Annotated in this window: 15 protein-coding genes and 1 tRNA gene; 14 read left to right on the forward strand and 2 right to left on the reverse strand. The window is 58.5% G+C overall.

What is annotated here, in order from left to right; all coding sequences use genetic code 11:
- Positions 1-109 precede the first annotated feature (109 nt).
- The 14 genes from ruvC (at position 110) to nadA (ending at position 10,946) form a co-directional block, all read left to right on the forward strand.
- The gene (gene ruvC, locus KVQ74_RS19715; RefSeq protein ID WP_217832838.1) at positions 110-634 is read left to right on the forward strand and encodes a crossover junction endodeoxyribonuclease RuvC; all 525 of its coding nucleotides are present in this window, start codon (positions 110-112) and stop codon (positions 632-634) included.
- Positions 635-748: 114 nt separating this feature from the next.
- Entirely contained in the window at positions 749-1,357 is a 609-nt protein-coding gene (gene ruvA, locus KVQ74_RS19720) for a Holliday junction branch migration protein RuvA (protein WP_007951205.1), read from the forward strand.
- Entirely contained in the window at positions 1,358-2,419 is a 1,062-nt protein-coding gene (ruvB, locus tag KVQ74_RS19725; protein WP_217832839.1) for a Holliday junction branch migration DNA helicase RuvB, read from the forward strand.
- A 127-nt stretch (positions 2,420-2,546) separates the two neighbouring features.
- Entirely contained in the window at positions 2,547-3,014 is a 468-nt protein-coding gene (gene ybgC / locus KVQ74_RS19730) for a tol-pal system-associated acyl-CoA thioesterase (protein ID WP_007951203.1), read from the forward strand.
- On the forward strand, positions 3,004-3,699 hold the full coding sequence (gene tolQ / locus KVQ74_RS19735; protein ID WP_217832840.1) for a protein TolQ: 696 nt from the start codon (positions 3,004-3,006) through the stop codon (positions 3,697-3,699). Before ybgC ends, tolQ begins: the two co-directional genes overlap by 11 nt.
- A gap of 23 nt (positions 3,700-3,722) precedes the next feature.
- Positions 3,723-4,175: a protein TolR gene (gene tolR, locus KVQ74_RS19740; protein WP_217832960.1), complete on the forward strand. Its 453-nt coding sequence runs from the start codon at positions 3,723-3,725 to the stop codon at positions 4,173-4,175.
- Positions 4,175-5,254, forward strand: a complete 1,080-nt coding sequence (tolA, locus tag KVQ74_RS19745) for a cell envelope integrity protein TolA (RefSeq protein WP_217832841.1) — start codon at positions 4,175-4,177, stop codon at positions 5,252-5,254. The genes tolR and tolA overlap by 1 nt, the downstream gene beginning before the upstream one ends.
- Positions 5,255-5,271: 17 nt before the next feature.
- Complete coding sequence (tolB, locus tag KVQ74_RS19750) at positions 5,272-6,552, forward strand: Tol-Pal system beta propeller repeat protein TolB (protein ID WP_217832961.1); 1,281 nt, start codon at positions 5,272-5,274, stop codon at positions 6,550-6,552.
- A gap of 52 nt (positions 6,553-6,604) precedes the next feature.
- Positions 6,605-7,102 (forward strand): peptidoglycan-associated lipoprotein Pal, encoded by a 498-nt coding sequence (pal, locus tag KVQ74_RS19755; protein ID WP_003178634.1) that lies wholly within the window; start codon positions 6,605-6,607, stop codon positions 7,100-7,102.
- A gap of 6 nt (positions 7,103-7,108) precedes the next feature.
- On the forward strand, positions 7,109-7,954 hold the full coding sequence (ybgF, locus tag KVQ74_RS19760; protein WP_217832842.1) for a tol-pal system protein YbgF: 846 nt from the start codon (positions 7,109-7,111) through the stop codon (positions 7,952-7,954).
- A gap of 182 nt (positions 7,955-8,136) precedes the next feature.
- Positions 8,137-8,784: a 7-carboxy-7-deazaguanine synthase QueE gene (gene queE, locus KVQ74_RS19765; RefSeq protein WP_217832843.1), complete on the forward strand. Its 648-nt coding sequence runs from the start codon at positions 8,137-8,139 to the stop codon at positions 8,782-8,784.
- Between the two features lies 1 nt (position 8,785).
- Entirely contained in the window at positions 8,786-9,478 is a 693-nt protein-coding gene (gene queC, locus KVQ74_RS19770) for a 7-cyano-7-deazaguanine synthase QueC (RefSeq protein WP_217832844.1), read from the forward strand.
- Positions 9,479-9,541: 63 nt separating this feature from the next.
- A tRNA-Lys gene (locus tag KVQ74_RS19775) sits at positions 9,542-9,617 on the forward strand.
- A gap of 270 nt (positions 9,618-9,887) precedes the next feature.
- The gene (nadA, locus tag KVQ74_RS19780) at positions 9,888-10,946 is read left to right on the forward strand and encodes a quinolinate synthase NadA (protein ID WP_217832845.1); all 1,059 of its coding nucleotides are present in this window, start codon (positions 9,888-9,890) and stop codon (positions 10,944-10,946) included.
- 123 nt (positions 10,947-11,069) lie between these two features.
- Here nadA and KVQ74_RS19785 read toward each other — a convergent pair whose 3' ends face one another.
- On the reverse strand, positions 11,070-11,558 hold the full coding sequence (locus tag KVQ74_RS19785; RefSeq protein ID WP_217832846.1) for an RDD family protein: 489 nt from the start codon (positions 11,556-11,558) through the stop codon (positions 11,070-11,072).
- Positions 11,559-11,655: 97 nt separating this feature from the next.
- A complete protein-coding gene (locus KVQ74_RS19790) occupies positions 11,656-11,868 on the reverse strand; it encodes a cold-shock protein (protein WP_065258514.1) in 213 nt (70 codons plus the stop codon).
- Positions 11,869-12,228 lie beyond the last annotated feature (360 nt).

Raw genomic sequence — 12,228 nt, forward strand, 5'->3', positions numbered from 1 at the left:
GTATCAACAAACATTGATGCTGAATGACACACCGTTTTCGCGAGCAAGCCCGCTCCCACATTGGTTATTCGCTGTTTGAATTTATGTGTTTACCGACTCCACAGGCGTTATGACTTTAATTCTTGGTATCGACCCCGGTTCGCGCATCACCGGTTACGGCGTGGTACGCGATACCGGGCGTGGTTGCGTGTACGTGGCTTCGGGTTGCATTCGCACCGGAGGCGGCGAGCTGCATGAGCGTCTGCAAATCGTCTACCGCGGCGTGCGGGAGATCATCCAGACCTACGGCCCGGTGACCATGGGCATCGAAAAGGTGTTCATGGCGCGCAACGCCGATTCGGCGCTGAAGCTCGGCCAGGCCCGAGGTGCGGCCATCGTTGCCGGCGCCGAGGAAAGCCTGGAAATCGCTGAGTACACGGCGACCCAGGTCAAGCAGGCGGTGGTCGGTACCGGTGCGGCGAACAAGGAACAGGTGCAAATGATGGTCATGCACATGCTCAAACTCACCAGCAAGCCGCAGATCGACGCCTCGGACGCCCTGGCGATCGCCATTTGTCATGCCCACACCCGGGCGAGCCTGTTGCCCCATGGGTTGGGGACGGCACGCAGTCGTGGCGGACGCCTGCGTCTCTGATAGCATCAGCAGTTATTTTTACGCAAGGCGGGTTTTGCGCCTGGGTCGTCGGCCCGAAACCCGGCCTCTGTCAGTCGCCAGCCCATGGCTGGCCAACGCTCAAGGATCTGAAACGTGATTGGACGCTTGCGCGGCACACTGGCTGAAAAGCAGCCGCCGCACCTGATTCTGGATGTAAACGGCCTCGGGTATGAGCTGGAAGTGCCCATGACCACCCTCTATCGTCTGCCGTCGGTCGGTGAACCGCTGACCTTGCACACCCATTTGGTCGTACGTGAAGACGCGCAGTTACTCTATGGCTTTGCCGGTAAGCGTGAGCGAGACTTTTTTCGTGAGTTGATCCGTCTCAATGGTGTCGGGCCGAAACTGGCCCTGGCCTTGATGTCGAGCCTGGAAGTCGACGAGCTGATCCGTTGCGTGCAATCCCAGGACACTTCGGCGTTGACCAAAGTCCCGGGGGTCGGCAAGAAAACCGCTGAGCGTCTGCTGGTCGAGCTCAAGGATCGCTTCAAGGCGTGGGAAACCTCGCCGGCCATGTTTGCCCTGGTGCCGAACCAGCCCGATGGCCCGGCGCCGGTCAACACCGCCGAAAACGACGCGGTCAGCGCGCTGATTTCCCTGGGCTACAAGCCGCAGGAAGCGAGCAAGGCGATTTCCGCGATCAAGGAGAAAGGCTTGAGCAGTGAAGACATGATTCGCCGTGCCCTGAAGGGAATGATTTAAGTGATTGAAGCTGATCGTCTGATCGCCGCCACGCACAGTCCGCGTGAGCGCGAAGAAGTCCAGGATCGGGCGATTCGCCCCGTCAGTCTGGCCGAATACATCGGCCAGCCGACCGTGCGCGAGCAAATGGAACTGTTCATCCAGGCCGCCCGTGGCCGCAGCGAGTCCCTCGATCACACGCTGATCTTCGGCCCGCCGGGCCTGGGCAAAACCACCCTGGCCAACATCATTGCCCAGGAAATGGGCGTGTCGATCAAGAGCACCTCGGGTCCGGTACTTGAGCGGCCGGGGGACCTGGCGGCGCTGTTGACCAATCTCGAGCCCCATGACGTGTTGTTCATCGACGAAATCCATCGGTTGTCGCCGATCGTCGAAGAAGTGCTGTACCCGGCCATGGAAGATTTCCAGCTCGACATCATGATCGGCGAAGGCCCGGCGGCGCGCTCGATCAAGCTCGATCTGCCGCCGTTCACCCTGGTGGGCGCGACCACCCGGGCGGGCATGCTGACCAACCCGTTGCGCGACCGTTTCGGCATCGTCCAGCGTCTGGAGTTCTACAGCACTGCGGACCTGGCGACCATTGTCAGCCGTTCGGCGAATATCCTTGGCTTGCCGCTGGATCCGGAAGGCTCCTTCGAAATTGCCCGTCGCGCCCGTGGTACGCCGCGAATCGCCAACCGGCTGTTGCGGCGGGTGCGGGATTTCGCTGAAGTCCGGGCCAAGGGCCACATTACCAAGGCCGTGGCCGATCAGGCACTGAATCTGCTGGATGTCGACGAACATGGTTTCGATCATCAGGACCGGCGCCTGCTGCTGACCATGATCGAGAAGTTCGATGGCGGCCCGGTGGGCATCGACAGCCTGGCGGCGGCGATCAGCGAGGAGCGCCATACCATCGAAGACGTGCTGGAGCCGTATCTGATCCAGCAGGGTTACATCATGCGCACGCCGCGAGGCCGGGTGGTGACCCGGCACGCGTACCTGCACTTTGGTTTAAACATTCCGACACGAATGGGCGAGATGCCCGTGGTAGACGAGTTTCTCGATGCCGTGGACGATTAATACACATTTATTGTCGATTTATTCAGCGTTTGTACTGTCTCAGGACGGTACTTTTGCGGTAAAGCCTTCGAACAATGAAAAACAGTTGCCTGGCCGGATTGGCAACCCGAGGAGTAAGCACTAGAGTATGCGCGCGCAAAACGGGCTTGAGCCGTTCGCACATCGTTGTCGCGTTTATTACGAGGACACCGATGCGGGCGGCATCGTGTATTACGTTAATTACCTCAAGTTTATGGAACGGGCTCGAACCGAGCGGCTCCGCGAGCTGGGCTTTGCCCAGTCGGCGCTGGCCGGGGAGGACCTGTTGTTTGTCGTGCATTCCAGCGAAGCGCGTTATCACGCGCCGGCGCGACTGGACGACGAACTGCTGGTAAGCGCTGATGTAATCGAATTGAACCGTGCCAGCCTGCGCTTCAGACAGCAGGTCAGGCGGGCGACGGATAATGTGCTGCTCTGCGAAGGGCAGTTTCTGGTGGCCTGTGTGCGCACTAACAGTTTGAAACCCCGGGCCCTTCCCGAAGACCTGCGTGCGGCCTTTGCCGACGCGGTCGGCACGGGTACACACTCAAAGCAGGAGATAAAGCGTGGAAGCTAACGTCGTCGACCATTCCTCCATGTGGAGCCTGGTCAGCAATGCCAGCATCGTGGTGCAGTTGGTAATGTTGACCCTGGTGGCCGCATCGGTGACCTCATGGATCATGATCTTTCAGCGCAGCAATCTGCTGCGCGCCGGTCGACGTGCCCTGGAGAGCTTCGAGGAGCGCTTCTGGTCGGGTATCGACCTGTCCAAACTCTATCGCCAGGCCGGCAGCAACCCGGATCCGGATTCGGGTGTGGAGCAGATCTTCCGCGCCGGTTTCAAGGAGTTCTCCCGTCTGCGTCAGCAGCCAGGTGTCGATCCTGAAGCGGTGATGGAAGGCGTGGCCCGTGCCATGCGCGTTGCCATCTCCCGCGAAGAAGAGAAGCTGGAGCAGAGCCTGCCGTTCCTCGCGACCGTCGGTTCGGTCAGCCCGTACATCGGTCTGTTCGGTACGGTCTGGGGCATCATGAACTCCTTCCGTGGTCTGGCCAGTGCGCAGCAGGCGACCCTGGCCACCGTGGCTCCGGGTATCGCCGAGGCTCTGGTCGCTACCGCAATCGGTCTGTTCGCCGCGATCCCGGCCGTTATCGCTTACAACCGTTTCTCTGCCCGCAGCGAAACCTTGCTGGGCCGCTACTACACCTTCGCCGATGAGTTCCAGGCGATCCTGCACCGTAAAGTGCACACCAGCGAAGACTGAGCAGGTAATTCCCGATGGCTTTAATCGCTCGAGCCCGAAACAAGCGCAAGCCGGTCGCCGAGATGAACGTAGTGCCTTACATCGACGTGATGCTGGTGCTGCTGGTTATCTTCATGGTGACGGCTCCGATGCTCAATCAGGGCGTGAAAGTGGATCTGCCCAAGGTTTCCAGCGAAGCCTTGCCGCAGGACAACAACACCCAGGTGCTGACCATTTCGATCAAGGCTGACAAGACCTACTACTGGAACCTTGGCAGCGAAGTCGACACCGACAAGCAGCAGGACAGGGCGATGACCCTGCCGCAGATGACTGACGCAGTGACCAAGATCATTCGTGTCGGCAATGAAAACGGCAAGCACACCCAGGTCTTCATTCGCGGCGACAAGAGCGTCGACTACGGCGCCGTGATGGGCGCAATGGGCGGCCTGCAAAAAGCCGGGGTCGGTAATGTTGGTTTGATTACCGAGGCCCCCTGATGCAGCAACAGCGAGAGCCGTCTGCCTCGGAAAGCTACTTCTGGCCCAGTGTCTGGGCGATTGGCTTGCACGTGCTGGTGTTCGGCATGCTGTTCGTCAGTTTCGCCCTGACGCCGGAGCTGCCGCCGGCCAAGCCGATTGTCCAGGCGACCCTGTACCAACTGAAATCGAAAAGTCAGGCAACCACCCAGACCAATCAGAAGATTGCGGGTGAGGCGAAGAAATCCGCCGCGCGCCAGACCGAAGTCGAGCAGATGGAGCAGAAAAAGGTCGAGCAGGAAGCGATAAAGGCTGCGGAACAAAAGAAAGAAGAAGCGGCTCAAAAGGCCGAGGAAGCCAAGAAGGCCGATGAGGCGAAGAAAGCGGACGAGGCGAAAAAGGCTGATGAAGCCAAGAAAGCCGATGATGCGAAGAAAGCCGCCGACGCCAAGAAGGCAGAAGAGAAACAATTGGCTGATATAGCCAAGAAGAAAGCTGAAGAAGAAGCCAAGAAGGCTGCTGAAGAAGAGGCCAAGAAAGCGGCCGCTGAAGAAGCCAAGAAGAAGATCGTCGAAGACGCGAAGAAGAAAGCCGCCGAAGACGCCAAGAAGAAAGCTGAAGCTGAAGAGGCGAAGAAGAAAGTCGCCGACGAAGCGAAGAAGAAAGCTGCTGCCGATGCTGCGAAGAAGAAATCGCAAGAGGCGGCACGTAAATCCGCCGAAGACAAAAAGGCTCAGGCCCTGGCAGATTTGCTTTCCGACACGCCGCAGCGTCAGCAGGCCTTGGCCGATGAGCAGGGTGACGAAGTCGCGGGCAGTTTCGATGACCTGATTCGTGCGCGAGCAGCGGAAGGCTGGGCACGTCCTCCTTCGGCACGCAAAGGCATGACGGTCGTGCTGCAAATCGGCATGTTGCCGGACGGTACGGTGACTTCGGTCAGCGTGGCCAAGTCCAGTGGCGACGGTCCGTTCGATGCTTCGGCAGTGGCGGCGGTCAAGAATATTGGACGTTTGACGGAAATGCAGGGAATGAAGCCGAGCGATTTCGCTCCGTATCGTTCGTTCAAGATGACATTTACACCTGAGGATCTAGCCTTGTGAGAAACCTTCTTCGAGGAATGCTCGTTGTGATCTGCTGCATGGCAGGGATCGCGATGGCAGATGAAAAGAACATTCTGGTTACCAGCGGCAGTGATCGGGCCACCCCGATCGCGGTTGTGCCGTTCGGTTTCCAGGGCGGTGCCGTCCTACCGGATGACATGGCTGAAATCATTGGTAACGATTTGCGGAACTCGGGCTACTACTCGCCGATTCCGAAGCAGAACCTGATCGGCCAGCCGAGCCAGGCCAGCGAAATCATCTTCCGTGACTTCAAGGCACTGGGCGCGCAGTACGTCATGGTCGGCAGCATCGTTCCGGCCGGCGGCAAACTGTCGGTGAACTATGCGCTGTTCAACGTCGCGACCGAGCAGCAAGTGCTGACCGGTTCGGTGTCGGGCGGTGTCGATCAGTTGCGTGACATGGCGCACTACATCTCTGACCAGTCGTTCGAAAAGCTCACCGGTATCAAAGGTGCATTCTCCACTCGCCTGCTGTACGTGACGGCCGAGCGTTTCTCCGAGAAGAACACCCGTTACACCCTGCAGCGTTCGGACTATGACGGTGCCCGCGCCGTGACCCTGCTGCAATCGCGCGAGCCGATCCTGTCGCCGCGTTTCGCACCGGATGGCAAGCGTATCGCCTACGTGTCGTTCGAACAGAAGCGTCCGCGCATCTTCATGCAGAACATCGACACCGGTCGCCGCGAGCAGATCACCAACTTCGAAGGCCTGAACGGCGCGCCGGCCTGGTCGCCGGATGGCAATCGCCTGGCGTTCGTGCTGTCGAAGGACGGTAACCCGGACATCTACGTGATGAACCTCGGCTCGCGTCAGATCACCCGTGTGACTGCGGGTCCTGGCATCAACACCGAACCGTACTGGGGCAAGGATGGTTCGACCATCTATTTCACCTCCGACCGTGGTGGCAAGCCGCAGATCTACAAGACCAGCGCCGGTGGCGGTGGTGCCGAGCGCGTGACGTTCGTAGGTAACTACAACGCCAACCCGAAGCTTTCGGCGGATGAAAAGACCCTGGTGATGATCCATCGTCAGGACGGTTTCACCAATTTCAAAGTGGCGGCTCAGGATTTGCAACGCGGAAGTGTAAAAATCCTCACTGATAGCACTCTGGACGAGTCGCCTACTGTTGCGCCCAACGGCACCATGGTAATCTACGCCACCCGCCAGCAGGGCCGGGGAGTCTTGATGCTCGTGTCCATTAATGGACGCGTGAGGCTCCCGCTTCCTACCGCTCAAGGCGAAGTCAGAGAACCGTCCTGGTCCCCTTACCTGAACTGACGCGGCGCTTTACGTTTTACTTAACACACTGGGGTTCATTAGGAGTTTCACGATGGAAATGCTGAAGTTTGGTAAATTTGCTGCGCTGGCTCTGGCCATGGCTGTAGCTGTAGGTTGCTCCTCCAAGGGCGGCGACAACGCTGGTGAAGGCGCTGTTGATCCAAACGCTGGTTACGGCGCAAACACTGGTGCAGTTGACGGTTCCCTGAGCGAAGAAGCTGCTCTGCGCGCAATCACCACCTTCTACTTCGAATACGACAGCTCGGACCTGAAGCCAGAAGCCATGCGCGCTCTGGATGTTCACGCCAAAGACCTGAAAGCAAACGGCGCTCGCGTTGTTCTGGAAGGCAACACCGACGAACGTGGTACTCGTGAGTACAACATGGCACTGGGCGAGCGTCGTGCGAAAGCCGTTCAGCGCTACCTGGTACTGCAAGGTGTTTCCCCAGCTCAGCTGGAACTGGTTTCCTACGGCGAAGAGCGTCCAGTTGCTACCGGCAACGACGAGCAGTCCTGGGCTCAAAACCGTCGCGTCGAACTGCGTAAGTAATTCGATATGCGAACGTGCCGTCGTGCTGTAACTGTTCTGGCTCTCAGCCTCGCGCCGCTTGCGGCGTGGGCTGCGGTTCCTGTGGTCGATGACAACTCCGGTTATAACAATAGCGGGAGCAGTTATCCGCCTGCGGGTTACGGTACGAACGGCGCCTATGCCGGGGGAGCGGCTTCGGCCCCTGCCTCGGCAAACGGCATGCTGTTCAACCAATTGCAACAGATGCAGGATCAGATTTCGCGCCAGCAAGGCGTGATCGAAGAACTGCAGAATCAGGTTGCGCGCATGAAGCAGGAATCCCTGGAGCGATACCAGGATCTTGATCGGCGCATAGGATCCGGTGCTGCACCTGCCGCGACTCCTGAGAATTCTTCTGCCGGTGGCGATGCAAGTGCTGCTGCCGGTGCTGCTGGTGCCGCCGCCGGCGCCGGGGCTGCTGCAGCCCAGGCCCCTGCCGCTGGTGGTGAACCGGCTGATCCGGCCAAGGAAAAGCTGTATTACGATGCCGCTTTCGACCTGATCAAAGCCAAGGATTTCGACAAGGCCAGCCAGGCTTTCTCGGCATTCCTGCGCAAATACCCGAACAGCCAATACGCGGGCAACGCCCAGTACTGGTTGGGTGAAGTAAACCTGGCCAAAGGTGATCTGCAAGGTGCGGGTCAGGCCTTCGCCAAGGTTTCGCAGCTGTATCCCAAGCACGCCAAGGTGCCGGACTCGCTGTACAAGCTGGCTGACGTAGAGCGCCGCCTCGGTCACACCGACAAGGTAAAAGGCATTCTGCAGCAGGTCGTGGCCCAGTATCCGGGTACGTCCGCCGCTCAGTTGGCCCAGCGCGATCTGCAGCGCATGTGAGGCGACTGCCTTGTAAAAAGAGTTACCCCGTTTGGAAGAAACCCGCGCCTGTCGCGGGTTTTTTCGTTAGAATTCACGCCCTTTTTATGAAACACGCTTCTGGTGATCTACGCGTTGGCGGGGTTGCCTGAAGTGCCTGACGGAGGCGGACAGCCTGTTTAGCTGTTACGCCCGTGGCGACTATGCAAGACACATTGAGAATCACCGAAGTTTTCTACTCGTTGCAGGGGGAAACGCGGACTGCCGGGCTGCCCACGGTTTTTGTGCGCCTGACCGGTTGCCCTTTGCGTTGCCAGTACTGCGACAGTGCCTACGCGTTCAGCGGCGGCACGATCCGTACCCTCGACGACATCCTTGAGCAAGTGGCCGGATTTCGCCCGCGTTACGTGTGCGTCACGGGTGGCGAGCCATTGGCGCAGCCCAATGCCATTCCTTTGCTAACGCAGTTGTGCGATGCCGGTTACGAAGTGTCGCTGGAAACCAGCGGCGCCCTCGATATCTCGCCCGTCGATCCGCGCGTCAGTCGCGTACTCGACCTGAAGACCCCGGGTTCGAAAGAAGCCCATCGCAATCGTTACGAGAACATTGAACTGCTGACCCCCAACGATCAGGTGAAGTTTGTCATCTGCTCGCGGGAGGACTATGACTGGGCCGTGTCCAAGCTGATTCAGTACGGTCTCGACCGGCGTGCCGGCGAAGTGCTGTTTTCTCCGAGCCATCACGATCTCAACGCACGGGATCTGGCGGACTGGATAGTCGCGGACAACCTGCCAGTGCGTTTGCAATTGCAGCTGCATAAATATCTTTGGAATGACGAGCCGGGGCGCTGAGATGACTGAACAACTGAACACCACTGAAAAGCGCGCGGTCATTTTGCTGTCCGGCGGACTGGACTCGGCCACCGTCGTGGCGATGGCTCGTGCTGAAGGCTATAGCTGCTACACCATGAGCTTCGATTACGGTCAGCGTTCCCACGCAGAACTGCACGCCGCTGCACGGGTCGCCCGTGATCTGGGCGTGGTCGAGCATAAGGTGATTGGCCTGAACCTGAATGGCATGGGCGGTTCGGCGCTGACCGATACCAGCATCGACATTCCAGAAGAGTTGGGCGAAGGCATTCCGGTGACCTACGTACCGGCGCGCAATACCGTGTTTCTGTCGTTGGCATTGGGCTGGGCCGAAGTGCTGGGCGCCCGTGACATCTTTATCGGGGTCAACGCGGTGGATTATTCCGGTTACCCGGACTGCCGTCCCGAGTTCATCGAGTCTTTCGAGCGCATGGCCAATCTGGCGACCAAGGCGGGCGTGGAGGGCAACGGTTTTCGCATCCAGGCACCGCTGCAGAACCTGAGCAAGGCGCAGATTGTCGAGGCGGGTGTGAAGCTGGGCGTCGACTACGGGCTGACCGTTTCCTGCTATCAGGCTGACGATAATGGCCGTGCTTGCGGCAAATGCGACAGCTGCCGCCTGCGTGCTGACGGCTTTGCAGCAGCCGGAATCAGCGATCCAACACCTTATTTTTGATTATTTTCAAATTAGGTGTTGAATAGTCCTTAAAAATCAGTATTATACGCGCCACCACACAGCGGGTCGTTAGCTCAGTTGGTAGAGCAGTTGGCTTTTAACCAATTGGTCGTAGGTTCGAATCCCACACGACCCACCATATTTGGCGGTTTAGAAAATCCGGAAGGCCCACGAAAGTGAGGATTTCCGGGTTTTTTTTTGCCTGCGATTCAGCATTTCTCCTTTCGGCGCCGGCTGCGCTGACACAGGTCAGAATCATCTTTTGCATCAGCGGGATATTCTGTAGCCTTGCGCAGCTTCAACGCTGTCCGTGCCTGATAATACTCACTCTCCCGGCGGTGCCCTGAATGGGTCCGGAGCCGGGTGTATACTCGACTTTCGCGCGAATGCGCCTGCAGGTCTTGCGAACATGACGCAGATTTCCGAACGCCTCCTGGTACAAGCCCACCTCGACGCCAAGCAGCCCAAGCCGCTGTCGGCCGAGGAAGAGGCTCATTACCGTTCCGCCATCGCCGCCGAGCTCAAGGCTCAGGACGCGGTGCTGGTGGCCCACTTTTATTGCGATCCGATCATTCAGGCCCTGGCCGAAGAAACCGGCGGCTGTGTTTCCGACTCCCTGGAAATGGCCCGCTTCGGCAATGCGCATCCGGCCAAGACCGTGGTTGTTGCCGGCGTGAAATTCATGGGTGAGACCGCGAAGATTCTCAACCCGGAAAAACGCGTGCTGATGCCGACCCTGGAAGCGACGTGCTCGCTGGATCTGGGTTGCCCGGTGGATGAGTTCTCGGCGTTCTGCGATCAGCACCCGGAACGCACCGTGGTGGTTTACGCCAACACCTCGGCGGCTGTCAAAGCCCGGGCGGACTGGGTGGTGACCTCCAGTTGCGCGCTGGAAATCGTCGAAAGCCTGATGGATAACGGCGAGACCATTATCTGGGGGCCGGACAAGCATCTGGGCACTTACATCCAGCGTCAGACCGGCGCTGACATGCTGCTGTGGGATGGTGCCTGCATCGTTCACGAAGAGTTCAAGTCCAAGCAGCTGGAAGACATGAAGGCGCTGTATCCGGATGCGGCCATTCTGGTACACCCGGAGTCGCCGACTTCGGTGATCGAGCTGGCGGATGCCGTAGGCTCCACCAGTCAATTGATCGCCGCCGCCCAGACCTTGCCGAACAAGACCCTGATCGTGGCCACCGATCGCGGGATCTTCTACAAGATGCAGCAATTGTGTCCGGACAAGGTCTTCATCGAGGCGCCAACCGCCGGTAACGGCGCGGCGTGCCGCAGTTGCGCCCATTGCCCGTGGATGGCCATGAACACCCTGGAGCGCACGCTGAAGTGCCTGAAGGACGGTTCGAACGAAATATTCGTCGACCCGGCGTTGATTCCCCAGGCGATTCGCCCGCTCAAGCGCATGCTCGATTTCACCCAGGCGGCGCGGATGAAGCTGGCCGGCAACGCTTAAGCGGCAAAAAAACTGTGGGAGCGGGCTTGCTCGCGAAGAGGGTTATCAGTCGACATCAAGGTTTACTGATACACCGCCTTCGCGAGCAAGCCTGCTCCCACATTTGTTTTCGGCGTCGGAAAATTATTTGCTCTTCTTCGGAATCCGCACCACGCGGGTATCGGAATAGATGTCATGCCAGGTGCGTTTCTGCTTGTCGAACAGCGACCAGAAAAACCCCACGCCCAGACACAGCCACGATGCGATGGATACCATGAACCGCAGCAGCGCCTGCCACAGGCTGATTGCGCGGCCATCGGCGTTCTGCACGCGAATGCCCCACACCTGCATGCCCAGCGTCTGGCCGGCGTGGGTCCAGAACTTGGCGAAGAAGGCGAACAGCACCAGCAGCAGCACGGTGGAGTACAGCGGGTCGCCATCCAGCTTCCCGGCATCGGTCAGGACGCGCAGGCGCTCTTCGCCGATGATTGCGGCCTGAATCATCTTGTAGATGCCGCCGGTGACGATCAGCAGGGCGGTACACAGGAGGAAGTCATAGAACATCGCTGCCAGGCGACGGCCGAGGCCAACGGGGGGGAAGTCGCCCTGGGGGGTGAGCAGGTGTTTCGACATGGCAGCCTCTGGACCGGAAATGAAGCGCCATTTTACGGATTCGCGCGCACAAAAAAGCCCCTGATATCAATATCAGGGGCTTTTTCGTTACAGAAGATCAGGCTTCTGCGATGACTTCATCAGCCTGCATGCCTTTCTGGCCTTGCACGGCAACGAAGGTCACTTTCTGGCCTTCTTTCAGGCTCTTGAAGCCGCTGCCTTGAATGGCGCGGAAATGCACGAACAGATCCGGACCGCTTTCTGGAGTGATAAAACCAAAACCTTTCTCGTCGTTAAACCACTTGACGGTACCGCTCTGACGTGTGGACATTTCTTATTTCCTTTGACGCAAAAATTGATGACAGTCTCTTTCTCATGAAAGAGTACTGGGGCTGGTTGCAGGAGAGTAAGAAGACGTCGAACGGGATGTAGCTAACTTGTAGGCTACTGCCCAGGTCACGATTCCAAGCTGACCCATGCAAACACAGTGGACAAACTCTACGCCAACTACGGGAGGAAAAACAAGCCCCGTGAAGGCCCCGGTTTTCCTGCCCCTGATGGCAGTTAGTCGATTTGCGGAAGTGGCTTATACGATTAGCTTGTTCAATTGTTTTCGAACGTTATAAGCCAAGTTCATATTCGAATCGGATGTAAAAACAATGCACTGTTTTATGGCGATTGCGTTACACAT

Source organism: Pseudomonas botevensis, assembly GCF_019145475.1.
GTDB classification, from domain to species: Bacteria; Pseudomonadota; Gammaproteobacteria; order Pseudomonadales; family Pseudomonadaceae; genus Aquipseudomonas; species Aquipseudomonas botevensis.

Bases quoted from the DNA above. Each gene is read 5' to 3' on its own strand.
- ruvC (WP_217832838.1), top strand. From the start codon at position 110: ATGACTTTAATTCTTGGTATCGACCCCGGTTCGCGCATCACCGGTTAC.
- ybgC (WP_007951203.1), top strand. From the start codon at position 2,547: ATGCGCGCGCAAAACGGGCTTGAGCCGTTCGCACATCGTTGTCGCGTT.
- tolA (WP_217832841.1), top strand. From the start codon at position 4,175: ATGCAGCAACAGCGAGAGCCGTCTGCCTCGGAAAGCTACTTCTGGCCC.
- tolB (WP_217832961.1), top strand. From the start codon at position 5,272: ATGCTCGTTGTGATCTGCTGCATGGCAGGGATCGCGATGGCAGATGAA.
- pal (WP_003178634.1), top strand. From the start codon at position 6,605: ATGGAAATGCTGAAGTTTGGTAAATTTGCTGCGCTGGCTCTGGCCATG.
- ybgF (WP_217832842.1), top strand. From the start codon at position 7,109: ATGCGAACGTGCCGTCGTGCTGTAACTGTTCTGGCTCTCAGCCTCGCG.
- queE (WP_217832843.1), top strand. From the start codon at position 8,137: ATGCAAGACACATTGAGAATCACCGAAGTTTTCTACTCGTTGCAGGGG.
- queC (WP_217832844.1), top strand. From the start codon at position 8,786: ATGACTGAACAACTGAACACCACTGAAAAGCGCGCGGTCATTTTGCTG.
- nadA (WP_217832845.1), top strand. From the start codon at position 9,888: ATGACGCAGATTTCCGAACGCCTCCTGGTACAAGCCCACCTCGACGCC.
- KVQ74_RS19785 (WP_217832846.1), bottom strand. From the start codon at position 11,558: ATGTCGAAACACCTGCTCACCCCCCAGGGCGACTTCCCCCCCGTTGGC.
- KVQ74_RS19790 (WP_065258514.1), bottom strand. From the start codon at position 11,868: ATGTCCACACGTCAGAGCGGTACCGTCAAGTGGTTTAACGACGAGAAA.